This is a genomic window from Marinifilum sp. N1E240, assembly GCF_009295825.1.
Classification (GTDB): Bacteria; Bacteroidota; Bacteroidia; order Bacteroidales; family Marinifilaceae; genus Marinifilum_A; species Marinifilum_A sediminis.
This window is the reverse complement of record NZ_WHKF01000003.1, coordinates 599,344-622,765: the sequence shown is the minus strand read 5'-3', so window position 1 is coordinate 622,765 and position 23,422 is coordinate 599,344. Positions and strand designations below refer to the sequence as shown.

Sequence of the window (23,422 nt, the reverse complement as noted above, 5' to 3'; positions counted from 1 at the left end):
ACCTCTTCCCATTCCGAACAGAGAAGTTAAGCCCGTTAGCGCCGATGGTACTGCAGAAATGTGGGAGAGTAGGTCGACGCCAACCTTTAAAAAGAGTCTTATTCCAAATGGAGTAAGACTCTTTTTTTTTTGTTCTTTTTTCAGATTGAAAATACAATTTACACTTCTTTAAGCACTACTACTTATTCAATAATTGAGAGGTACAATCTATCTCTTTAACTTTCAGTAAAATTCAGTAAATAGTTCTGCTGTTTTTCCTTTTATAAATTGCTTTGTAGAAAATATTGATTAATTTTGCAGATTGATTGTGGAATGCAATCTATAAAACAATTTTAAATTTTCAAATAAAAGAATTATGTATTTATCAGCAGAGAAAAAGCAAGAGCTTTTCGAGAAGTACGGGAAGTCTAACAAAGATACTGGGACTGCAGAATCTCAAATCGCTTTGTTTTCATACCGTATTGGTCACTTAACAGACCACTTGAAAAAAAATAGAAAAGATTACAGTACCCAACGTGCACTGCAATTGCTAGTAGGTAAAAGAAGAAATCTTCTTGATTACTTAAAAGCAAAAGATATTGAAAGATACAGAGCTATCATTAAAGCTTTAAATATTCGTAAATAATATCATATTAAAGCAATCCCGAGAAATCGGGATTGCTTTTTATATTTCAGGCAACATCTTGTTGCTTATCCAAAAAAAAGTGTGAATTAAACTACACAAAGATGAAAGTGATCGAAAAAATAATTGATTTAGGTGATGGAAGGTCCATCACAATTGAAACAGGGAAATTAGCAAAACAAGCTGATGGATCTGTAGTAGTAAAAATGGGTAAGACCATGCTGTTGGCTACAGTTGTATCCGCAAAGGATGCAAAACCTGATGTGGATTTTATGCCATTATCAGTAGAATATAAAGAAAAATTTAGTGCTTTAGGGAGATTTCCAGGTGGTTTTATGAAGCGTGAAGGTAGACCTTCAGATCATGAAATTCTAGTTTGTCGTCTTGTGGATCGTGCTCTACGTCCGTTATTCCCAGAAGATTATCATGCAGAAACTTTTGTTACAATTAACCTTATTTCGGTTGATGCTAATGATATGCCTGATGCAATTGCTGGTTTAGCTGCATCTGCTGCAATTGCAGTTTCAGATGTGCCATTTGCAGAACCAATTTCTGAAGTACGTGTTGCCAGAATAGATGGAAAAATGGTGATCAATCCTGGTCGTGAAGAGTTAGCTACTGCTGATCTTGATATGATTATTGCGGCTACCATGGATAACATCATGATGGTTGAAGGTGAAATGGACGAAGTTTCTGAGGCTGAAATGTTAGAAGCTATCAAAGTTGGTCATGAAGCCATTAAAATTCAATGTCAAGCTCAGATTGAGTTGGCTGAATTAACAGGTAAAACTGTAAAAAGAGAATATTGCCATGAGGAGAGTGATGAAGAACTTCGTCAGTTAATCGTGGATAAAACATACGCTAAGGTATTAGCAGCTGCAAGATTGCAGAACCCAAATAAGCACGAGCGTGCTGAAGCATTTGCTTCAATTAAAAAAGAATTTGTTGAAGAATATTCAGAAGGAAAAGAAGCTTCTGATATCAACATGTCTCTAATTGGACGTTATTACCACGATGTAGAAAAAGATGCTGTTCGCGAAATGGTATTGGAAGATCGTAAACGTCTTGATGGTCGTGATACGGATCAAATTCGTCCTATCTGGTCTGAAATTGATTACCTTCCAGGTGCTCACGGATCAGCTGTATTTACACGTGGTGAGACTCAATCGTTAACATCAGTAACTTTAGGTACTAAGTTAGATGAAAAAATCGTTGACGATGTACTTTACAGAGGAAAAGAGAAGTTTGTTCTTCACTATAATTTCCCATCATTCTCAACCGGTGATGCCCGTCCAAACCGTGGTGTTAGCCGTCGTGAAGTAGGTCATGGTAACCTAGCGTTCCGTGCCCTTAAAGGTATGATTCCAGCAGATTCTCCATATGCTATCCGTGTTGTTTCTGATATCCTTGAATCAAACGGTTCGTCTTCAATGGCAACAGTTTGTGCAGGTACACTAGCATTAATGGATGCAGGTATTCAAATCAAAAAGCCAGTAACAGGTATCGCAATGGGATTAATCTCGACTGAAGGTGCTAAAAAATATGCTGTTCTTTCTGATATCTTAGGTGATGAAGATCACTTGGGTGATATGGACTTTAAAGTAACAGGAACCAGAGATGGTATTACTGCGACTCAAATGGATATTAAAGTTGACGGACTTCCATACGAAGTATTGGAGCAAGCTCTAATGCAAGCTCGTGACGGTCGTCTTCATATTCTAGATAAGATTTCTGAGACAATTGAGACTCCAAGAGAAGATCTTAAACCTCACGCTCCAAGAATTGTATCACTTGTTATTCCTAAGGATATGATTGGTGCAGTAATCGGACCAGGTGGTAAGATTATTCAGGAGATTCAAGAAACTTCGGGTGCGGTTATCGTTATCGAAGAAGTTGATGGAAAAGGTCATGTTGATATCTCAGCTGACAACAAAGAAGCCATTGATATTGCACTAGGTCGTATCAAAGGTATCACAGCTGTTCCAGAGGTTGGAACTATCTATAAAGGAAAAGTGAAGTCGATTGTTGCCTTTGGTGCTTTCGTTGAAGTTCTTCCTGGTAAAGATGGTTTACTTCACATTTCTGAAATCGAGCATCGCAGACTAAACACTGTTGATGAAGTATTGAAAGAAGGTCAGGAAATCGAAGTGAAATTGATCGATATTGATGCTAAATCTGGTAAATTGAAACTTTCAAGAAAGGTTCTTTTGCCTAAGCCAGAGAAAAAAGACAAATAATTATTTTATTATATGTTTTGAAATCCCGGATTTATTCCGGGATTTTTTTTTGCTCTAAACTGAATACTTAAATTAGCAGTTCAAACAAAAAGTAATATGGAAGAAACCTGGCTTGATAAAATATCGAAGAAAGTTGATGAACAAGCACAAGAATTGATTTCGGTGCGTGATTATCGATTTTATCAGATCGAGAAGTTAAAACGAATCGCAGCTATATTGGATAAGCAATCTTCGTGTTTAGATTGTAAATATGGAAGGAAAGAATTAGAGAATATCGTTGATGATTTGGATCGATTGATTAATAAATCGGGTGTAAATCGAAGCGAATACGAAAAGAGAGTTGAGAAACTTATAAAACATTTAAAGGATGCGCATCAGATTTATCAGGCTCATCATTTTACCTACACTTATTCTGCCATATTCTCATTGGTTGGTCTTGTGTTTGGTTTATTGGTTTCTTACGGTATGTTTTTTAGTTTTAATCCAACAACGTTCTTTTTATGCACAGGAGTTGGATTAACTGCAGGCAATATTTTAGGAAGTAAAAAAGATAAATTGTGTAAACGCGAGGGCAAACAGATTTAGGATTTGAGTGAAGTATATTGTATTTTAGATTAACTAGTTAAATACACAACAATACTTCTATAAATTCTAAATTTTTGCTACATGAAACACATAGTTTTGCCCATAATCGCTTGCATGATTGTTGGAGCTTGTTCAAATCCAAAAGAAAAAATGAATTATCCTTTATCGAAAAAAGTCGATACTGTTGATGTATATTTCGACACAGAAGTTCAAGATCCTTATCGTTGGCTTGAAGATGACAATTCGGAGGAAACTAAGAATTGGGTGATTGCACAAAATAAGATCACCGATGCTTATCTCGAGCAAATACCGAATCGAGAAAAAATTAATAAACGACTTACTGAGGTATGGAATTATCCTAAAGTTGGAGTTCCTTTTAAGAAGGGCGATTTGTATTTTCATTATCGGAATAATGGATTGCAAAATCAGTATGTTTTATACGTTCAAAAATCATTGGACGATGAAGCAACAATTTTACTTGATCCAAATACCTTATCGGAGGATGGTACGGTTGCTCTTGCAGGTATAGCTGTGTCTGAAGATAGCAAGTATTTAGCATACAGAATTGCTCGATCAGGATCGGATTGGAATGAATTGTATATTCGTGATATTACTACAGGAAAAGATTTAGATGATCATTTACAATGGTTAAAGTTTACCGGAGTTTCCTGGTATAAAAATGGTTTTTTTTATTCTCGTTACGATGCACCTGAAAAAGGTGGTGAATTGTCAAATTCTAACGAATATCACAAAGTATATTATCACAAGTTGGGAAACAAACAGGAACAGGATGAGTTGATTTATGAGAATTCGAAGTTTCCGAAAAGACTTTATGGAGTTGGAGTAACCGATGACGAAAAGTACTTGATTCTCTCAGAAATGGGAGCGAGTCATGGAAATGCCCTTTATTTTAAAGATCTGACAAATAAATCTTCCGAGTTTACATTAATTACAGATGATATTGAACTGAATCATAGCATTATTGATGATGTTGATGGAAAATTATTAATGTTTACCAATAATGGTGCACCTAAATACAAGGTTGTTGAAGTTGATGTAAATAATCCTACCAAAGAGAATTGGGAGGTTCTTATTCCTGAAAAGGAAAATGTTTTGAGTGGCGTTAAGCTGGCGGGAGGAAAAATGGTAGCCTCATATATGAACGATGCTTACTCAAAAATTGAAATCTTAAAGTTAGACGGAACATTTGAATCAAATGTAGAATTACCTGGGATTGGAACTGCAGGAAGTTTTTCGGGTAAAAAAGATGAGAACATTGCATTTTACAGTTTCGAATCGTTTACGACTCCTGATGTAGCATATAAGTACGATTTCACAACAGGGAAATCAGAAATATTTTATCAACCTAAAATTAATTTTAATCCAGATGATTTTGTAACCGAACAAAAATTCTACACAAGTAAGGATGGAACAAAAGTGCCAATGTTTATTGTGTATAAAAAAGGGACAAAACTGAATGGAGATAATCCATGTTTACTGTATGGTTATGGAGGATTTAATGTTAGTTTAACTCCTTATTTTACACCTAGAAGATTGGTTTGGTTAGAAAATGGAGGTGTATATGTAGTCGCTAATTTGCGTGGTGGTGGAGAATATGGTGAAGATTGGCATCAGGCAGGAACAAAATTAAACAAGCAAAATGTATTTGATGATTGCATTTCAGCGGCAGAATATTTAATTGATAATAAATATACCAATCCCGATAAACTGGCTTTAAAAGGAGGCTCGAATGGTGGTTTGTTAGTAGGAGCAGTTATCAATCAGCGTCCTGATTTATTTAAAGTTGCTATACCAGAAGTTGGAGTAATGGATATGTTGCGTTATCACAAGTTTACAATTGGTTGGGCTTGGGCTGGAGATTACGGAACTAGTGCTGATAATAAGGAAATGTTTGATTATTTATTGAAATATTCGCCAATACACAACATTCAGGATGTTAATTATCCTGCTGTAATGGTTACCACTGCTGATCATGATGATCGTGTTGTGCCAGCTCATTCATTTAAATACATCGCAACCTTGCAAGAAAAGTACTCGGGTTTTAATCCTGTGCTTATTAGGATTGAATCTAAAGCAGGACATGGAGGCGGAATGCCAACGTCAAAACAAATCGAGGAATACACTGATATTTGGTCTTTTATTTTCCACAATATGGGAATAACACCTGAACTTAATTAGTCGTTTTAAAAAATAGTTTAATCAAAGAGAAGTCATTCTTGAATTTTTTATTCGAAATGGCTTTTCCTTTTTTCAAAAAAAGACTGATATTTGCCGCTCATTTTCTATTTTTATGTCTCCAAAACTGAAACTTGTTTTTAATGGATTATAATTTTATCGTAATTGAAGGAAATATTGGCGCAGGTAAAACAACGCTTTCTCGCAAAATATCAGAGGAATGTAATGCAAAATTGATATTGGAGCAGTTCGCTGAGAATCCTTTTTTACCGAAATTTTATAAAGATCCAGATAAGTATTCTTTTCCATTAGAAATGTCGTTTCTTGCCGATCGATATAATCAATTGAAAAAAGAACTGAGTGAAAGAGATTTGTTTAAATCTTTTACCATTTCAGATTATTACTTCATGAAGTCTCTCATTTTTTCGAAGCAAACCTTGCAAGATGATGAGTATACTTTGTATCGTCAATTTTTTCATATTATTTACAACTCTTTACCTAAGCCTGATTTGTATGTTTATTTGCATTCAAATGCGGAAAAATTGTTGCATAACATTAAGAATAGAGGAAGAGAATATGAACAAGATATTACCGCAAATTATTTAACAAAGATTCAGGAAAGCTATTTCGATTTCTTTAAACAGCAAAGAGGTTTAAAGTTTTTAGTGATTGATACTAACGACATTGACTTTGTAAATAACAAAGAAGATTATAAGAAAATTACAGAAACAATATTTAATACTGAATGTAAATTTGGTGTTAATAGAGTAATTCTCTGAAAGCCCCGAATATTCAAATAAAAAGATCGAATAAATTTAATTTGCATAAAATTTTCTTAAATTTGTTTTTGAACTGGATTATAATTTTAAAAGTTAAAATAATTAAGTAGTTGTTATGAAAAGATCAAAGGTTATTTCCTTAGCTTCTTTAGCGTTAGCTGGTATCGTACTTTCAAGTTGTGCCGGACTAAACAAAATGAAGAAAGAAGCTAGTAACATCAAGTATCAGGTGACTCCTGAAGTATTGGAAGCACATGCTGATATGGTTGATGTAAAAGTTACTGTAAACATTCCTGCAAAGTATTTTAATAAGAACGTAGTTGTTGTTGCAACTCCGGTTCTTAAATATGAAGGTGGCGAAAAAGCTTTTCCTTCTAAGACTTTACAAGGTGAAAAAGTTCAAGGAAACAATACTGTAGTTCCTTTTGAAACTGGTAAAACAATCACTTATACTGGTAAGATTCCTTACGAGCAAGCGATGAGAATTTCTGACCTTGAAGTAAGAATGGTTGGTAGTAAAGGTGAAAAATCTGTAGATTTTGATCCATATAAAATTGCTGATGGTGTTATCGCAACAGCTACTATGGTTCAAAACACTCCTCGAAACATCGTAGGAAAAGATGCTTTCCAAAGAATTATTCCTGAAACTCAGGAAGCAGATCTTCATTACCTAATCAACAGCTCTCAGGTTCGTTGGTCAGAAATGAAAGCTGAAGATGTGAAAGCATTAAAAGCATATTTAGATGCAGTTAAAGCTGACGAGAACAAAGAATATAAAGGTGTAGAAGTTTCAGCTTATGCTTCTCCTGATGGAAAGCAAGACTGGAATGAGAAACTAGCTGGTAAGCGTGAAGTTTCTTCTTCAAAGTACATCAAAAAAGAGATGAAGAAAGCTAAGATGCAAGAGTATGCTGCTGAAGATTTCTTCAAGTCTAAAGTAACTCCAGAAGACTGGGAAGGTTTCCAGAAGTTGATGAAAGCTTCAAACATCCAGGATAAAGAATTGATTCTACGTGTTCTTTCTATGTACTCAGATCCTGAAGTACGTGAAAAAGAAATCAGAAACATTTCTGCTGCTTTTGATGATGTAAAGAAAGAAGTACTTCCTAAATTAAGAAGATCTAAATTTACTGTTAACGTTGACCTAATTGGTAAAACTGACGCTCAGTTGAAAGATCTTGCAATGAATAATCCTGCTGAATTAAACGTTGAAGAATTATTATTTTCTGCAACTTTAGTTGATTCTGCTGATGATAAGTTGAAAATTTACGAAGCTGCTAAGAAGCAATTCTCTAACGACTGGAGAGGTTTTAACGATGCTGGTATGATTTTATTCGGAATGAATAAAGTTGCTGATGCAAAATCTAACTTCGAGAAAGCTGATAAATTATCTGCTAACAATGCGGTTGTTAAGAATAACTTAGGTGCTGTTGAGTTGGTTAACGGTAACGTTGCTGAAGCTGAAGTTCTTTTCGGAGCTGCTACAGGTGCTGGTAAAGAAGTTAACTACAACTTAGGTATTGTATCTGTTAAGAAAGCTGAATACAACACTGCTGTTAAGCACTTTGGTGAGTGTAACGGTGTAAATGCTGCTTTAGCTAACATCCTTGATGGAAAATACAATGTTGCTCTTGATAAATTAAATGCTAACACTAGCGATGCTGCTATGGTTTACTATTTGAAAGCTGTAGTTGGTGCTAGAACTGACAACAACAACTTGGTTTTCACAAACCTTGAAACTGCTGTTGCTAAGGATGCTGCTTTAAAAGCTACTGCAAAAACTGATATGGAATTTGCAAAAGTATTTGAAGATGCTAAATTCAAAGCTATTGTTGAGTAATTTAGAATTACGATATATATGAAAGGCGCCCATTACGGGCGCCTTTTTTTATTTATATATGCATTATATAGAGTGATTTTTTTATCTTAGTCGATCCTATTAATTAAGGATTTAGTATGAAAAAGACAGTTGTTGATATTCCGCAAAAAGTGACAAATAATTTTCAGGCTATGGTTTTTTTCATTGAAACATATGAAAAAACCAGAAAATGTTACGCTGAAGAGGTTGTTTTGAACTTTGAAGAAACTAAAGTTTTTGAATCGAATTTGTTTTCGGTTTTGGGATGTTTAATAGCTACATTAGAAAAAAAACGCAACAAAGTTCGTTTACTCGGATTACAGGAATCTATTTCGAATCTGTTCAATACTAAAAAACTGATTAATGGAGCAACCAAAAAATTTCTTTGGAAGCATTTAATCAAATGTCAGTATTTTGGAACAGCTGATGAAGAAGCATTATCAGAATATCTGGAAACAAGAATTTTTCCTGAAAGACCAGATGTAACACTTAATCCACATTTAAAAATGGCGGTTCAACTTTGTGTTGCCGAAGTTTTCCGTAATGCATTTGTACACAGTCAGTGTCATGAAGTTTTTATAGCTCATTATTTTTCGGTGTATAATAAGAAACTATATATTACTGTTGCGAGTAGGGGAAAAACATTAAAAGAAGTTGTGACGGATAAGGAATTTTCAAGAAATGATATTTCAGCAATTGAATGGGCTGTTAAAAGTGGTACAAGCTCAAAAAGAGCTCAAAAAGGTGGCATAGGTTTGTTTACCATACGCCAATTTATAGAACAGAATCAAGGGAAAATACAAATTCTATCGGGAAATGGTGTTTGGAAACAAGTTGGATATCGCACCTTTTCGAAAATGACAGATAAAGCCTTTCCGGGAACAGTTACCACTTTAGAGTTTAATCTTAAAGAGTAGACTATTTCTTATAATTGAGTTTTGAGAATAGATCCCACAAAACAATTCCACAGCTAACTGAAATATTGAAAGAATGTTTCGTGCCAAATTGTGGAATTTCAATGCAACCATCAGAAGAATCTACAATTTTTTGCTGAACTCCTTTTACCTCATTACCGAAAATAAGAGCATATTTTTTTGATGTGTCAGCCTCAAATTTTTCTAGCGAAATACTATTCTGAGCTTGTTCTACCGAATAAATTTCGAATCCATTTTCTTTAAGTTGGGCAACTGAATCTTCAGTATTTTTGAAATATTCCCAATTTACAGAATCTTCAGCTCCCAATGCAGTTTTATGTAATTCACGGTGCGGAGGAGTAGCTGTTATACCACACAGATAGACAGCTTCGATAAGTAAGGCATCAGAAGTGCGAAACACCGAGCCAATATTGTTCAGGCTTCTTACATTGTCTAAAACAATTACGATTGGAGTTTTCTCCGATTGCTTAAACTCGTCAATGCTTTTGCGTTCTAATTCGCTGTTTTTTAATTTTCTCATATCAATCTTGCTACTATTCTTACTTTATCAGGCACAAAAATAAAAAAAGGAATCCGAATAGGATTCCTTTGTGTGTTATTTTGTTGAAATGATTACCAATTAACTGGTTTACGACGCACTGGCATTGTCATGCAACGTGCACCGCCACCACCACGAGGTAATTCAGATCCTTCAATTGTAATTACGTATTTTTCGTAATCAGAAAGTTCAATCTTATGACGAATAATATCTTTAGCACGAAGAATTTCGAAACCATTTTTATTCATTGCTTCCATAGTATGGATATTTCTTCCATATCCAACTACTTTACCAGGTCCTACAGCAAAGAAATTAGCACCACTATGCCATTGTTCTCTTTCTTGATTCCAAGGATCATTATTTCCACCACAATAAATAGGCTTAAGATCCATTCCTAATTTCTTAAGAGCTTCAAGTAGATTATTTTCTCGCTTGATGTTAATTACCTTACCGTTTTCTATAGTAATGTGAACAGTTTGATATTTGTTAGGACGAACAATTAGTGGTTCGTAAATCATACACTTGTCTACATCAAGCAAAGTGAAAACCATATCTAGGTGGATAAAGGATTCTGGATGAGAAGGCAATTCCTGAACTAAGATATGACGCTGTTTTTTCTCTTTTTGAGAAAGTAATTGAGCCAATATAAAGTCAATACCTTGAGAAGTTGTTCTTGTTCCATTCCCAATAACTAAAATATCATCACGAGCAATTAAAACATCACCACCTTCAATCATACAATTTGGATCCACTAAAGGATTGTCAATTGGATTAACTGTTTTGGTTTTGAACTCTGGAGTATAATCAAAAATGGCTTGCATAATTAGTGATTCGCGATCACGAACACCATTAGCCATTTTCCCGATTAATACTTCGTCTAGCACTGACATAGAAGCATCACGAGTAAAGAAGAAATTGTGCAATGGACGCATTGCATAGCGTTCTTTACTTAGAAACTTGGTTAAATTATCAGCTTTAAGAGGTACACCTTCAATTAATAATCTTGCTAGTTCCACTGGATCCTGATCAAGCAAATAATCCTTAATGCAATAGGTATTTCCTTTAATACCTACCTGTGGTTCCATAAGGCAAATCTTATCGATAATTTCTTCTTTGGCTTTTTCGTTTTTCAGAACATTAGCCAATAAATCTTTTACCTGATAAGTTTCAGCTATCTCGCCAAGTACTCCGCTTAATTGCTTGTACTCTTCTCTTGCAACAGCAAGGTTTAAGATATCGCTATAAAGTGCTCGTTCGGCATTCTCAGGAGTCATATTCTCAACTTCCGAACCCGGAGTATGAAGGATTACTCCCTCCAATTCACCAATCTCCGATCTAACATCTAATTCTACATACTTAGTCATGCCTGCTATGTTATCTCTTGTTATATAAAGTTGTTTGTTGTAAAAATACTTGATTTTGTAATTTGCAAAAGAAATAAAATTTCGGTGCATACAAAAGGAATGCGTTAAGTAAATTTCATTTTTTCTGAAATGAGCTTAAAACCTTTTAAATCTTGATAAATAGACTGCGACACCATTCACGATTAATATTATGAGATATGTAAAATAAAATGATTTAAAATTAATCATTAATACCCTGCAGCTTGACCATCTTTTCTAGATTCAGAAGCACCAAAATAGACTCCTTTTTCAGCATCATACATGATTGCCTGATAGCCACCATATCCACCTGCATCAAATTTAATTTTATGCCCTTTTTGTAAAAGTTCCCGAATTACCTGATATGAAAAATCCGATTCCAGACTAACCCAACCTCCATCAGTCATTTTTTCGCCAGTAGGTTGAGATGATCCACCATGACGAAGTCGAGGAGCATCTCCAGCTTCCTGAAGATTCATGCCAAAATCAATTAAATTAGTTACAATTTGTGCATGTCCTTGTGGTTGCATCGATCCACCCATTAAACCAAAACTAATAAATGGTTTGCCATTTTTAGTGATAAAAGCTGGAATAATTGTATGAAAAGGACGCTTTTCTGGTGCATAAACATTTGCGTGCCCTTCTTCCAAACTAAAAAGTTCACCTCTATCTTGTAGTACAAAACCTAATTTATCAGGAGTCATTCCAGATCCCATTCCACGATAATTACTTTGTATTAAGGAAACCATATTTCCTTCCTTATCGGCAATGGTTAGGTAAATTGTATTTCCTTGTTCCAGTTCCCCGGCAGGATATTCTTTTGCTGCTCTTTTTGGATTGATTAGTTTTTTTCTTTCCAAAGCATATTCGTTTGAAATTAACTGGCGAATTGGAATTTTGGAAAAATCAGGATCACAATAAAATTTTGCTCTATCTTCGAAAGCCAATTTTTTGGCTTCGATGAATGTGTGTAAATAATCAGTGCTGCCAAAACCCATTTTTGCAATATCATGATATTTTAGAATATTTAAAATTTGTAATGCTGCTGTACCCTGACCATTGGGAGGCAATTCCCAGACAGTATATCCTCTATAATCTATCGGTATTGGATCTACCCATTCTGATTTATGAGATGCCAAATCTTCGTAAGAAAGAAATCCTCCTTGCTCTTTTATGTATTTAGAAATTGTTTTTGCAATATCACCTTTATAGAATGCATCGCGACCTCCTTTTGCAATTTTCTTGTAGGTATTAGCCAAATAAGGATTTTTAAAGATTTCACCTTTCTGTGGCATTTTGCCATTTGGCATATAGGTTTCTGCAAATCCCTTGTATTTCTTTAATCTATTTCCACTGGCATTCATATAATATGAAATTAGTTCACTAACTGGAAAACCATTTTTAGCATATTGAATAGCGGGATTTAAAATATCTGCCATTTCCATTTTACCAAATCGATCATGTAAAGTAAACCAACCATCAACACAACCTGGAACAGAAACTGGTAGAGGACCAAATGATGGTATTTTATCGAATTTATTTTCTTTGAAATAATCAAGATTTAGTGATTTTGGAGATCTTCCACTACCATTTAATCCATATAATTTTTGAGTTTTTGCATCCCAAAGAATTACAAAAATATCTCCACCAATCCCGCATCCTGTTGGTTCCATTAAACCAAGTGTAGCATTCGCTGCAATGGCTGCATCAATGGCATTACCACCTGCTTTTAAAATATCTAAAGCAACCTGTGTTGCTAAAGGTTGACTGGTACAAGCCATTCCGTTTTGAGCTATAACTTCAGATCTTGTTGTGAAGTTTAATCCGGTAATTCTGTCTTGAGCATTAACAAATATGGATAGTATCAGTAAAAAAAACAGAGGAGTAATTTTTTTCATGTTAATAGGATTTAGGAAGTTCGTTTAAAGATAGAAAGTTTAAATTTGAATTGTGGATATTCGATATTTTAAAATAGGTCTGGTTTTGATATTCGTTTTTGTTTTTACCAGTGTTGTAGAAGCAAAATCAATTAATTTACTATTTGTTCATAATAAGATGGATACAGTTGTTTTTCTTGATACCAATTTGCATGTCAATCTCGACGAAGTTAAAATTAAGCACTACAAGAGAAAGAGGAGAAAACATTATCGGTCAACTCGTAAATATTGGAGGACAGTTCGAAATATTCGAGTTGTCTATCCGTATGCTGAAGCTGCCAATAAAACCATTGAGCAATTAAATATTCAACTTAAATCTCTTGATAGTAAAAAAGCCAGAAGAAAGTTAATTCGAAAGGAATACAAAGGTTTAATGAAGGAGTATAAGAAGCCTTTAATGAAATTGAAAATCTCTCAAGGTAAACTTTTAATGAAATTGATTGATAGAGAAACAGGAAATAGCAGTTATCATCATTTAAAAGAATTGAAAGGATCGTTTACTGCCATTTTTTGGCAATCGATAGCTGTAATGTTTGGCACATCCTTAAAAGCTGAATACGATCCTTTAGGTGATGATTGGATGGTAGAAGAAATATTAGACAGAATGAAAAATCAGGAATTAAGACCTCCACGAAAATTACCAATGAAAAGGATTAATTAAATATCTGATATTTATAGAAAGAGTTATAACTTTCTTTTAAAAATTATGAGCTCATCTTAATTTGTGGAATAATTATTTATTTGGTGTATTTATACTTTGTTTTTAGACAAATTAGTAATTCTAATTCCTTAAGTGAAAAGCAAAAGAATTATAATATTATTTTAACATTTTTAGTTCCTTTTATTTGGGGATTTATTGTTTATAATATTTTAAAAGATGATAAATCAGATATTAAGGTAAAATTGAAACAAAGAGATAATAAAAATGGATTCTCAGATAATTGGAATAATTTAACAGGAGGAGATGTTTAAATTCTTAATGAGTTTTGGATGTAATAAAATCCTCAATCCTATCATCATACAATTCAGATTTTTCAACATAACGAGCAAACTTATCAGGATTGATCTCAATAAAACTCTTTAATTCTTCGAATTTTGCATCTCTGGTATCACCAATATTCATTCTATAATTATTCATTAATTGTTCGGCATTTAATTCCCACGAGTAATAATTAGAAAGGAGAGCTTTACTTATTAAACATACAATCCAGCTTAAACCCAACAATAATGTTTTACTTAAATCGGGTTGTACCAATAGGGGGATAAGCATTAAAAATACAGGTAAAATTGCAGCAACACATAAAATACCAATTTTCAAATTGTTAAAATACTCTGTGTAATGTGCAAGTTTCTTTTTTAATGAAGAATAAAAAATAACCCATATCGAAAATAGGTTTAAGGATAGGGAATAAAAAAGAATGGCAACTTCTGATACTGAATTTAAAGAGAAGAAAATTCCGACAAATAAAAATAAATTGGAAAGGATAAAAGCATAGATGTGATTTTCACCAACATCTTTTGTATTGCGATTTTTCATAGATGAAATAAGGTTTTGTCGGCTTAAAGTAAAATAACATTAAGCCAACAATTAGGTTTTCGTTTATAATGCCATAATTGTTTTTACCACATTTTCGGCTCCTTCGCCAATTTGAGCAATTGTTGCATCAAGCATATAACAAGGTGTGGTTACGATTTTATTTTCTTTATCAAAAACGATTTCACCGTGATTGGTATTTACATGCGTTGCACCAAGTGAAGTAATAGCTTCAGCAGTGCCTGTATCCTGACCAATTGTAACTTCTACTTTACCCAAAATTTTTGCTATAAGAGCTGGAGCAATGCAAAGTGCACCAATAGGCTTACTGGCTGTGTGCATAGCTTTTAATGCTGTTTCAACATCTGTATTCACCTGGCAATCTGGACCATGAAAAGCAAATGTACATAAGTTTTTTGCTACACCAAATCCTCCTGGAAAAAGAATTGCATCAAATTCATCGGCTTTAAATTCCTTCAGGTTTTTAATATTACCACGAGCAATTCGAGCAGCTTCCACCAACACGTTTCTTTTCTCTGGCATTTCTTCACCTGTAATGTGATTGATTACGTGAAACTGATCGTTGTCGGGAGCAAATATTTGATATTCACCTCCATTTTTCGAGATCGCATAAAGAGCCAAAGTTGCCTCATGAATTTCAGATCCATCGTATACACCCGAACCAGCAAGAACAACAGCAAATTTTTTCTTTGAATTCATTTTGATATGATTTAGTTTTAAGATACTTGATTTATGAATCACTTTTAACTTTAGAAATTGATCAGAAATAGAAACCGAAACAAGCTCATGGAAACAAAGCGAATATTTATAGCAATAAAGATAGCCAATACCAATCAAATTCGTAAGATTTTTCGACAAGTACAAGTCGAATTAAAAGATGAATGGATAAAATGGGTTGATATTAAAGGATTACATATCACTCTTTGCTTTCTAGGTACTACTGATATTCGAAAAATTCCTTTGATAAAAAACAGGTTGAGAGAATTGGTGAGAAATATTCCTCAGTTTCATATTCAACTAGAATCACTAGGGGCTTTCCCTAGCAATTCTAAACCAAGAGTATTGTGGTTGGGCGTTAACAGCGATGAAATAATTTACAATCTTCATGCAGAAATAGTAAAGCAATTAAAATATATTGTGGAAATAGGAGATGTGCGCTTTTCACCTCATGTAACATTAGGCAGAATTAAAATGGGCGTTAAAAATCCTGACTGGGTTAACTCCATTTTAGATTCTTATGCAAATTGGGAGGATGAGTCGTTTGCTGTTGAAGAGATTGTTTTAATGGAGAGTATTTTAAATCAATCAGGACCTGTATATAAAGTATTGGATAAATTTGAATTGAAATTTTAAACACTTTGATTTTTCTACTAATGTAATAAGATGTAAATTTGGGCTACTTAAAAAATAATGATATGATTACGATTGAAACTTTGGTGGTTAATCACTGGCAAGAAAATACATATATTCTACACGATGAAACAGGAGAAGCAGTTTTGATAGACTGTGGTGTTTTTTTCGAAGATGAAGGCAAAAAACTAATCGATTTTGTTGAGAAAAAAGGATTGAAATTGGTAAAACAATTGAACACTCACTTGCATATCGATCATGTTTTGGGAAATCAGTTCATGAAGGATCAGTTCGGATTGCTTACTCATGCTCATAAAGATGATGAATTTCTTTTAGCTGAAGCTCCAAATTATGGTGTTCGTTTGGGCTTGGAAAATGTAGTTGAGCCTCCAAAAATGGGAACTGCAATTGTTGATGGTGACATTATTAAATTTGGAAATTCTGAATTGAAAGTATTGCATGTGCCAGGTCATTCACCAGGTCATGTCGTTTTTTACAATGAAGATCAAAAGTTTGCCATTGTTGGCGATGTTTTGTTTAGAGAAAGTATTGGACGCACAGATTTGCCATACGGTAATTACGAACAGCTAATTGAAGGAATCAAAACCAAACTTCTTGTTTTAGATGATGAAGTGAGTGTTTACCCCGGACATGGACCTGCAACCAGTATAGGGCACGAAAGAAATAACAATGTGTTTCTGAAAGGCTTATAAAAATATTTTTAGAAAAAACCTCTTCACTTAGAAGAGGTTTTTTTTATTATAGATTTCGAGAAGGATTTAATAAGATTTTTAAAGAATGGAGAACGACCAAATTTACCATAGAAAATATGACAAATATCAGGTTTGTATTCGTCTATAAAACAATTTGTTAAGAGCTTTGTGTAGATTGTGGTAGAATGTTAAAAAACAGAGTCCGAAATCGATAACTTAGACTTCTAAATCTTAATTCTTTTCTTACATTTACACTCACAAATATTTTATAACAACAACTAATTTTAACAACAATATGGCAAGCGAAAAGTTTGTTTCCCGTCACATTGGTCCTCGCAATGGCGATATCAAAACCATGTTGGAAACTGTTGGCGCATCATCAATTGATGCCCTGATTGAAGAAACAATCCCTTCGGATATTAGATTAGATAAAGCGTTAGATTTACCTCAAGCGTTATCGGAATACGAATATTTTTCGAAGATTAAAGGAATTGCTGCTAAGAATAAATTGTTCCGTACTTTTATTGGACAAGGTTACTACGATACCATTACACCTGCGGTAATTCAAAGAAATGTGCTGGAAAATCCAGGATGGTATACACCTTATACTCCGTATCAGGCAGAAGTTTCACAAGGTAGATTAGAAGCTTTGTTGAACTTTCAGACTATGGTTTTGGATTTAACCAAAATGGAATTGGCAAACTGTTCTCTTCTTGATGAAGCAACAGCAGTGGGTGAAACCATGTACATGATGCAGGGACTTCGTTCTCGTGCTAAGAAGAAGGCTGGAGCGAATCAACTTTTTGTTGATGAGAAAATTTATACTCAAACTTTGGATGTTTTAATGACCAGAGCAACTCCTCTTGGAATTGAGTTGGTTATTGGTGATTATAAGACTTTTGAATTTACTGATAAGGTATTCGGCGCTGTGGTTCAATATCCTGCATCAAATGGTAGTATTGAAGATTATACTGATTTTGTGGAACGTGCTCATGCCGTTGAATCATTGGTTTCTGTAGCTGCTGATTTAATGAGTTTGACATTGTTAACTCCTCCAGGAGAATGGGGTGCTGATATTGTTGTAGGTACTACTCAACGTTTTGGTATTCCAATGGGTTATGGTGGACCACATGCAGCTTATCTTGCTTGCCGTGAATCGTACAAACGTAATGTTCCAGGTCGTATTATTGGTGTAACCAAAGATGCTCAGGGAAATCACGCGGTTAGAATGGCATTGCAGACTCGTGAGCAACACATTAAGCGTGAAAAAGCAACTTCGAATATTTGTACAGCACAGGCTTTATTGGCAACAATGGCAGGTTTCTATGGTGTTTATCATGGTGCTGAAGGATTAAAGAGAATTGCTACACATATTCATTCTGCTGCAGGTCAACTTTCTGATGGATTAAAAGCATTAGGATATCAGCAAAATGTAGAAAATTACTTTGATACATTAGAGGTTGTAGTTCCTGCTGGAGTTTCTGTTGAAGAAATTCGTGAAGCTGCATTAAAAGCAGAATTGAACTTCCGTTACATTAACGATACAACAATTGGTATTTCTACTGATGAAAAAATTAGTAAGGAAGAAATTAATACCATCTTAAATATTTTTGCAAAAGCTGCTGGTAAAGCAGAAGTTGCATATAAGGAATTAGAAGAGAAATTCTATTTCGATTCAAAATTCACAAGAACAAGTGATTTCTTAACTCTTGATGTATTTAATCGTTATCGTTCCGAAACGGCAATGATGCGTTACATCAAAAGTCTTGAGAAAAAAGACATTGGGTTGAATACTTCTATGATTTCTTTGGGATCATGTACAATGAAGTTGAATGCTGCTGTTGAAATGTTACCTATTAGTTGGCCTGAGTTTGGTGGAATTCACCCTTTTGTACCAATGAATCAGGTTGATGGTTATACTCAAATCATCACAGAATTGGAACAGTGGTTATCAGTTATTACTGGATTTGCAGGATGTACTTTACAGCCTAATTCTGGTGCTGCTGGCGAATATACTGGTTTGATGGTGATTCGAGAGTATCATATTTCTCGTGGTGAAGGTCACAGAAATATTGTTTTGATTCCTTCATCGGCTCATGGAACAAATCCTGCTTCGGTAACAGTAGCTGGTATGAAAGTGGTAATCGTTGCTTGTGATGAGAATGGAAATGTGAAGTTTGACGACTTGAAATCGAAAGCTGAAAAGCATAAGGATGATTTGTGTGCTTACATGATTACTTATCCTTCTACTCACGGTGTATTCGAATCAGGTATCAAGGAAATGATGGATCTGATTCATGATAATGGTGGTCAGGTATACATGGATGGTGCGAATATGAATGCACAGGTAGGTTTAACACATCCTGGAATCATTGGTGCTGATGTTTGTCACTTGAACTTGCACAAAACATTCGCGATTCCTCATGGTGGTGGTGGTCCTGGAGTTGGTCCAATTGGAGTGGCTGAACACTTGGTACAATTCTTACCTTCTCATAAATATGTAAAAACTGGCGGCGAAAATGCAATTACAGCGGTAGCTGCTGCACCTTTCGGATCGGCAAGTGTATTGCCAATTACCTACGGTTACATTGCAATGCTTGGAGCTGATGGATTGAAAGAAGTTACCGAAATGGCAATTTTAAATGCTAACTATTTGGCTTCTTCATTCGAAAAATTAGGTTTTAAGATTTTATATAAAGGTGAAAACGGACGAGTTGGTCACGAGATGATTTTCGATTGTCGTGAGTTTAATAAATCTGTTGGAATTACGGATACAGATATTGCGAAGCGATTGATGGACTACGGTTTTCATGCTCCAACTTTATCTTTCCCAGTTCATGGAACCTTAATGGTTGAACCAACCGAAAGTGAGCCATTGGAAGAGTTAGATCGTTTTATCGAAGCATTGGCTAAAATCAATGGAGAGATGAAAGAGATTGAAGATGGTGTAGCTGATACGGTTGATAATGTGTTGAAAAATGCTCCACATACACATCTTGTAATGACTGATGACGAGTGGAATCATACGTATTCTCGTAAGAAAGCAGTTTATCCATTAAAATGGGTTGCTGATAATAAATTCTGGCCAACGGTTGGTCGAGTTGATGATGCTTACGGTGATCGTAACTTAATGTGTACTTGTGCACCTCTTGAGGTTTACAATGAAGAATTCATTGATGCTGATTGATTAATCAGAACATTTAGATAAAATTGAATCCGGTGAGTGTAAAACTCATCGGATTTTTTATTTGATCATATTTTCGCGCATAAAAAAGGAGGCTGCCCCTGCCTCCTTTTCATGTTCTATTACTAACCCTAAAATTTAACTATGAAATAATGAATTAAATAATCCATTAAAATCTACATACTATTACGTGGGAGTTGTAAAAAAGTTAGGTGTGTTTTATTCTTTTCCACTTAGTTTTAAGCATGTTATTTTCATAAAAATGAGAATTATCCTTTTTTTATAAGCCTTTCAAGAGGATAAAAAAAAACGAAAAAAAAGTGCTTTTTTTTCGTTTTTCTGTATTTGTAAATATCAATTTATCAATAGTTTAAGCTTCCTTAAATGAATTTTATCTTTAGAGATTAAAATTCATTTTCTATAACTAAACTTAGGATATCTTTTAAATCTCGATTCATTGCTGCAACTTGTTTTGGTATAAAACTGTTTGCCGTCATACCAGGAACGGTGTTTGCTTCCAGAACAATTATTTCTTCACCTCTAATCATATAATCAACACGCACAATGCCTTTGCATTTTAACGCATCGTAAATATTCGATGATAGATTTTGAATTTGTTTTGTAAGATCTTCAGAAATTCTGGCAGGAGTAATTTCTTCAGCCATATTTGGATCGTATTTAGCTTCAAAATCAAAAAACTCCTTTTTAGGAAGTACTTCTGTTACCGGAAAAAGTAAACTTTCTTTCTTCGTTTTTACCAAACCACAGGTGAATTCCAAACCATCAATAAATTCTTCGATTATAACTTCGTTTCCTTCATTAAATGCTTTTTGAATTGCTTCTTCTAAATCGGCAACTTTTTTCACTTTAGAGATACCAAAACTAGATCCATCGGCATTTGGTTTCACAAAGCAAGGCATGTCTAATTTTGTATGAATATCATCAATTGAATATTCTTCGTTCTTTTTTAGTAGAACTGATTTGGCAATTTTAAAACCTAAATTCTGAAGATAAGAATTGCAAGCATGCTTGTTAAAGCTTAAAGAGCTACTTAAAACACCGCAAGTTGAATGTGGTATTTGAAGCAATTGCAGATATCCTTGTAAAACCCCATTTTCACCCGGAGTTCCATGTATGGCTATATAGGCAAAATCAAATTTTATCTTTTTACCATCTTTGGTAAAGCTGAAATCATTTTTATCGATAGGATAGGATTGCTCATTTATTTTAACATTCCATTCTAAACCGATCATCTCAAGTAAATATGGATCGTAAAGATCCCTATCTAAAGTATTAAAAATATGATCTGCTGTTTGGCGCGATATAACTATTTCAGATGAATCGCCTCCGGCAATAACTGCAATTGTTCTTTTCATTGATATCTTACTATTTTATTCTTCTCTAAAGGATGTATAATCTCTCCATTTTTGAATAACAGTACTCATGTCTTCAGGAATCTCCGAATCAAAAGAAATATATTCTCCTGTTGCTGGATGATCGAAACCTAATGTTTTAGCGTGAAGAGCTTGTCTTGGACAGATTTTAAAGCAGTTCTGAACAAATTGTTTGTACTTGGTAAAGGTAGTTCCTTTTAAGATTTGATCTCCACCATAATCAGCATCATTGAAAAGAGGGTGACCAATATGCTTAAAATGCGCACGAATTTGATGAGTTCTTCCTGTTTCCAAAATACATTCTACCAAATTAACATAGCCCAATCGTTCCAATACTCTATAATGAGTAACTGCATGTTTTCCATATTCTCCATCAGGGAAAACATCCATGACCTTTCGGTTTTTTAAGTTTCGGCCAACATGTCCAGTAATGGTTCCTTCGTCGTTCTCTAAATTACCCCATACCAAAGCGCGGTATTTTCTGTCGCTGGTTTTATTAAAAAATTGAAGTCCCAATTTTGTTTTTGCCTCTTCGGTTTTAGCAATAACCAAAATTCCAGAAGTGTCCTTGTCAATTCGATGTACCAAACCTGGTCGAGGATCTTCCGAATTGAATAGAGGAAGATCTTTAAGGTGATATGCCAAAGCATTAACCAAAGTACCAGAATAGTGTCCGTAGGATGGATGAACAACCATTCCTGGATTTTTATTCACAATTAAAAATGAATCATCCTCATAAACAATATTCAAAGGAATATCTTGAGCAATGATTTCAATTTCGCGTGGAGGATAGCTCAAAACAATAGTAATTACATCGTTTGGCTTCACTTTATAGTTCCTTTTTACCGGAATATCGTTTACATGAATGCAGCCTGCATTGGCAGCATCCTGAATTTTATTTCTCGACGCATTTTGCATTCTATCAACTAAATATTTGTCGATACGAAGCAAGCTCTGTCCTGGATCCACTTCAAATCGAAAATGTTCAAACACCTCCTGATTGCTATCAAATTCCTCCTCTGTGTTGAAATTTTCTTTTGGTTCCTGTTCTGTCATTTTTCTAGTTGTATATTAGTAAAGCAATTTGCTTAATCTTTTTTGTAAAATTGAATCAGCTTGATGCAGTTTTATTGTATCGGTTGTAAGCCAAACATCAATATTGCTCCCAGGTCTTATTTTTCTATCCTCATTATAGGTAGGATATTGCTTGAAAACCTTAGCTTTCAAAGAGTCCATGTGATTTAAAACTGATTCATCGTAACGAATTGAACCTAAATTAAGATTCGATAATATAATTTTTTCTTTTGCCTGGATTTGGCTTTTCCCTATAAGGTTTGGAGCTATAATTCCATAGGTTTTTCCTCTACCCAAAACCAAATCAATAGTAGCACCTTTGTTGATCATGCTTCCAGTGTTAATTGAGTCTCCCTTGTATTTTGGATAAAGTACCAAGTTAAAGAATTGGCTTTCGTTATATTCCAGACGTCCAATTTTAAATCCATTGGTCATTAGTAATTCATACGCCTGACGGAAGGAATTGTCAACCAAATTTGGAAAACGAACCTGTTCTGGTTTATGAGCATTGATGGTTAAAAATAGATTTCTGTTTCTTTTAACAATAGCTCCGGCAATAGGTCTTTGGTCTAAAACGGTTCCAGGCTCTAACTTTGGATCATAAATAGAATCGTAAACAGAGTATCTTAAATTTTCTGATTCTATTTTGTTGGCTGCATCTTCCAGACTTGATCCATAAAGATCAGGGACACTCAATTTTTCACCATGATGTGTATACCATTTTAATCCGGATAGCGTAATCCATACCAAAACAATTGTAACTAGTAAAGCAAGTCCTATTTGGAAGAGGAATAGTTTACTTTTAAAGAAATTTCCTGATTTCATCCGTTTTTGATTTTTGATTGGCAGATATTTTAAATAACTGCTTACAGAGCTATGTAATTGTGTTGATTCGAAAGAAATTATTTTTTCAATCTTTTCACATCTTACAAAAATAACAGAGATTTTTAGATTTAAGAAACCTAAAAATGAAATTTGAGCCTATATTTTATCGAGCTTGTAAATGATTTAATACTTGCATTGATTATTAAAGTGTAGATTTTAAGGCAAAAAAAAAGAGTTCCTCCGGAACTCCCATCATTT

Annotated in this window: 20 protein-coding genes and 1 rRNA gene; 13 read left to right on the top strand and 8 right to left on the bottom strand. The window is 34.3% G+C overall.

Annotated elements, in window-relative coordinates:
• The 8 genes from rrf to GCQ56_RS11500 form a co-directional block, all read left to right on the top strand.
• Positions 1-85 (top strand): 5S ribosomal RNA (gene rrf / locus GCQ56_RS11535); the annotation flags it as partial.
• Between the two features lie 270 nt (positions 86-355).
• Positions 356-625, top strand: a complete 270-nt coding sequence (rpsO, locus tag GCQ56_RS11530; RefSeq protein ID WP_152734604.1) for a 30S ribosomal protein S15 — start codon at positions 356-358, stop codon at positions 623-625.
• Positions 626-726: 101 nt separating this feature from the next.
• The gene (gene pnp, locus GCQ56_RS11525) at positions 727-2,859 is read left to right on the top strand and encodes a polyribonucleotide nucleotidyltransferase (RefSeq protein WP_152734603.1); all 2,133 of its coding nucleotides are present in this window, start codon (positions 727-729) and stop codon (positions 2,857-2,859) included.
• A 96-nt stretch (positions 2,860-2,955) separates the two neighbouring features.
• Positions 2,956-3,444 (top strand): hypothetical protein, encoded by a 489-nt coding sequence (locus GCQ56_RS11520; protein WP_152734602.1) that lies wholly within the window; start codon positions 2,956-2,958, stop codon positions 3,442-3,444.
• Positions 3,445-3,525: 81 nt separating this feature from the next.
• A complete protein-coding gene (locus GCQ56_RS11515) occupies positions 3,526-5,643 on the top strand; it encodes a prolyl oligopeptidase family protein (protein WP_152734601.1) in 2,118 nt (705 codons plus the stop codon).
• A gap of 140 nt (positions 5,644-5,783) precedes the next feature.
• Positions 5,784-6,419 (top strand): deoxynucleoside kinase, encoded by a 636-nt coding sequence (locus GCQ56_RS11510; RefSeq protein WP_152734600.1) that lies wholly within the window; start codon positions 5,784-5,786, stop codon positions 6,417-6,419.
• A 115-nt stretch (positions 6,420-6,534) separates the two neighbouring features.
• Positions 6,535-8,259 (top strand): tetratricopeptide repeat protein, encoded by a 1,725-nt coding sequence (locus tag GCQ56_RS11505; RefSeq protein WP_152734599.1) that lies wholly within the window; start codon positions 6,535-6,537, stop codon positions 8,257-8,259.
• Positions 8,260-8,375: 116 nt separating this feature from the next.
• Positions 8,376-9,194, top strand: a complete 819-nt coding sequence (locus GCQ56_RS11500; RefSeq protein ID WP_152734598.1) for a hypothetical protein — start codon at positions 8,376-8,378, stop codon at positions 9,192-9,194.
• A 1-nt stretch (position 9,195) separates the two neighbouring features.
• Here GCQ56_RS11500 and GCQ56_RS11495 read toward each other — a convergent pair whose 3' ends face one another.
• From GCQ56_RS11495 to ggt, 3 genes are all read right to left on the bottom strand, one after another.
• On the bottom strand, positions 9,196-9,732 hold the full coding sequence (locus GCQ56_RS11495) for an RNA methyltransferase (protein WP_152734597.1): 537 nt from the start codon (positions 9,730-9,732) through the stop codon (positions 9,196-9,198).
• A 92-nt stretch (positions 9,733-9,824) separates the two neighbouring features.
• Positions 9,825-11,114 carry an arginine deiminase family protein gene (locus tag GCQ56_RS11490; protein ID WP_152734596.1) on the bottom strand — a complete coding sequence of 430 codons (1,290 nt, stop codon included), beginning with the start codon at positions 11,112-11,114 and terminating at the stop codon, positions 9,825-9,827.
• 227 nt (positions 11,115-11,341) lie between these two features.
• Complete coding sequence (gene ggt, locus GCQ56_RS11485; RefSeq protein ID WP_152734595.1) at positions 11,342-13,030, bottom strand: gamma-glutamyltransferase; 1,689 nt, start codon at positions 13,028-13,030, stop codon at positions 11,342-11,344.
• Positions 13,031-13,082: 52 nt separating this feature from the next.
• On the opposite strand from ggt, the gene GCQ56_RS11480 reads away from it, so the two are divergent.
• Positions 13,083-13,730, top strand: coding sequence for a DUF4294 domain-containing protein (locus GCQ56_RS11480; protein WP_152734594.1), 648 nt, complete (start codon positions 13,083-13,085; stop codon positions 13,728-13,730).
• An 83-nt stretch (positions 13,731-13,813) separates the two neighbouring features.
• Entirely contained in the window at positions 13,814-14,041 is a 228-nt protein-coding gene (locus GCQ56_RS11475) for a hypothetical protein (protein WP_152734593.1), read from the top strand.
• A 4-nt stretch (positions 14,042-14,045) separates the two neighbouring features.
• On the opposite strand, the gene GCQ56_RS11470 is transcribed toward GCQ56_RS11475, so the two are convergent.
• On the bottom strand, positions 14,046-14,606 hold the full coding sequence (locus GCQ56_RS11470; RefSeq protein ID WP_152734592.1) for a hypothetical protein: 561 nt from the start codon (positions 14,604-14,606) through the stop codon (positions 14,046-14,048).
• A 63-nt stretch (positions 14,607-14,669) separates the two neighbouring features.
• Positions 14,670-15,323, bottom strand: coding sequence for an isoprenoid biosynthesis glyoxalase ElbB (gene elbB / locus GCQ56_RS11465; RefSeq protein ID WP_152734591.1), 654 nt, complete (start codon positions 15,321-15,323; stop codon positions 14,670-14,672).
• Positions 15,324-15,410: 87 nt separating this feature from the next.
• On the opposite strand from elbB, the gene thpR reads away from it, so the two are divergent.
• The 3 genes from thpR to gcvP all read left to right on the top strand — a co-directional run bounded on the left by thpR (position 15,411) and on the right by gcvP (position 19,874).
• Positions 15,411-15,977: an RNA 2',3'-cyclic phosphodiesterase gene (gene thpR / locus GCQ56_RS11460; protein WP_152734590.1), complete on the top strand. Its 567-nt coding sequence runs from the start codon at positions 15,411-15,413 to the stop codon at positions 15,975-15,977.
• Positions 15,978-16,039: 62 nt separating this feature from the next.
• Positions 16,040-16,687: an MBL fold metallo-hydrolase gene (locus GCQ56_RS11455; RefSeq protein WP_152734589.1), complete on the top strand. Its 648-nt coding sequence runs from the start codon at positions 16,040-16,042 to the stop codon at positions 16,685-16,687.
• A 295-nt stretch (positions 16,688-16,982) separates the two neighbouring features.
• On the top strand, positions 16,983-19,874 hold the full coding sequence (gene gcvP / locus GCQ56_RS11450) for an aminomethyl-transferring glycine dehydrogenase (RefSeq protein ID WP_152734588.1): 2,892 nt from the start codon (positions 16,983-16,985) through the stop codon (positions 19,872-19,874).
• Between the two features lie 401 nt (positions 19,875-20,275).
• On the opposite strand, the gene GCQ56_RS11445 is transcribed toward gcvP, so the two are convergent.
• Genes GCQ56_RS11445 through GCQ56_RS11435 form a run of 3 tightly spaced genes read right to left on the bottom strand, consistent with a single transcriptional unit; the run spans position 20,276 to position 23,164 of the window.
• Positions 20,276-21,247, bottom strand: a complete 972-nt coding sequence (locus tag GCQ56_RS11445) for a D-alanine--D-alanine ligase (RefSeq protein WP_152734587.1) — start codon at positions 21,245-21,247, stop codon at positions 20,276-20,278.
• A 15-nt stretch (positions 21,248-21,262) separates the two neighbouring features.
• A complete protein-coding gene (locus GCQ56_RS11440; protein WP_152734586.1) occupies positions 21,263-22,321 on the bottom strand; it encodes an RluA family pseudouridine synthase in 1,059 nt (352 codons plus the stop codon).
• A gap of 15 nt (positions 22,322-22,336) precedes the next feature.
• The gene (locus tag GCQ56_RS11435; protein ID WP_152734585.1) at positions 22,337-23,164 is read right to left on the bottom strand and encodes a PASTA domain-containing protein; all 828 of its coding nucleotides are present in this window, start codon (positions 23,162-23,164) and stop codon (positions 22,337-22,339) included.
• Positions 23,165-23,422 lie beyond the last annotated feature (258 nt).

Bases quoted from the DNA above. Each gene is read 5' to 3' on its own strand.
- GCQ56_RS11520 (WP_152734602.1), top strand. From the start codon at position 2,956: ATGGAAGAAACCTGGCTTGATAAAATATCGAAGAAAGTTGATGAACAA.
- rpsO (WP_152734604.1), top strand. From the start codon at position 356: ATGTATTTATCAGCAGAGAAAAAGCAAGAGCTTTTCGAGAAGTACGGG.
- GCQ56_RS11490 (WP_152734596.1), bottom strand. From the start codon at position 11,114: ATGACTAAGTATGTAGAATTAGATGTTAGATCGGAGATTGGTGAATTG.
- GCQ56_RS11435 (WP_152734585.1), bottom strand. From the start codon at position 23,164: ATGAAATCAGGAAATTTCTTTAAAAGTAAACTATTCCTCTTCCAAATA.
- GCQ56_RS11455 (WP_152734589.1), top strand. From the start codon at position 16,040: ATGATTACGATTGAAACTTTGGTGGTTAATCACTGGCAAGAAAATACA.
- GCQ56_RS11495 (WP_152734597.1), bottom strand. From the start codon at position 9,732: ATGAGAAAATTAAAAAACAGCGAATTAGAACGCAAAAGCATTGACGAG.
- gcvP (WP_152734588.1), top strand. From the start codon at position 16,983: ATGGCAAGCGAAAAGTTTGTTTCCCGTCACATTGGTCCTCGCAATGGC.
- GCQ56_RS11470 (WP_152734592.1), bottom strand. From the start codon at position 14,606: ATGAAAAATCGCAATACAAAAGATGTTGGTGAAAATCACATCTATGCT.
- GCQ56_RS11505 (WP_152734599.1), top strand. From the start codon at position 6,535: ATGAAAAGATCAAAGGTTATTTCCTTAGCTTCTTTAGCGTTAGCTGGT.
- GCQ56_RS11440 (WP_152734586.1), bottom strand. From the start codon at position 22,321: ATGACAGAACAGGAACCAAAAGAAAATTTCAACACAGAGGAGGAATTT.
- thpR (WP_152734590.1), top strand. From the start codon at position 15,411: ATGGAAACAAAGCGAATATTTATAGCAATAAAGATAGCCAATACCAAT.
- GCQ56_RS11510 (WP_152734600.1), top strand. From the start codon at position 5,784: ATGGATTATAATTTTATCGTAATTGAAGGAAATATTGGCGCAGGTAAA.
- GCQ56_RS11500 (WP_152734598.1), top strand. From the start codon at position 8,376: ATGAAAAAGACAGTTGTTGATATTCCGCAAAAAGTGACAAATAATTTT.
- GCQ56_RS11515 (WP_152734601.1), top strand. From the start codon at position 3,526: ATGAAACACATAGTTTTGCCCATAATCGCTTGCATGATTGTTGGAGCT.
- elbB (WP_152734591.1), bottom strand. From the start codon at position 15,323: ATGAATTCAAAGAAAAAATTTGCTGTTGTTCTTGCTGGTTCGGGTGTA.
- GCQ56_RS11445 (WP_152734587.1), bottom strand. From the start codon at position 21,247: ATGAAAAGAACAATTGCAGTTATTGCCGGAGGCGATTCATCTGAAATA.
- ggt (WP_152734595.1), bottom strand. From the start codon at position 13,030: ATGAAAAAAATTACTCCTCTGTTTTTTTTACTGATACTATCCATATTT.
- pnp (WP_152734603.1), top strand. From the start codon at position 727: ATGAAAGTGATCGAAAAAATAATTGATTTAGGTGATGGAAGGTCCATC.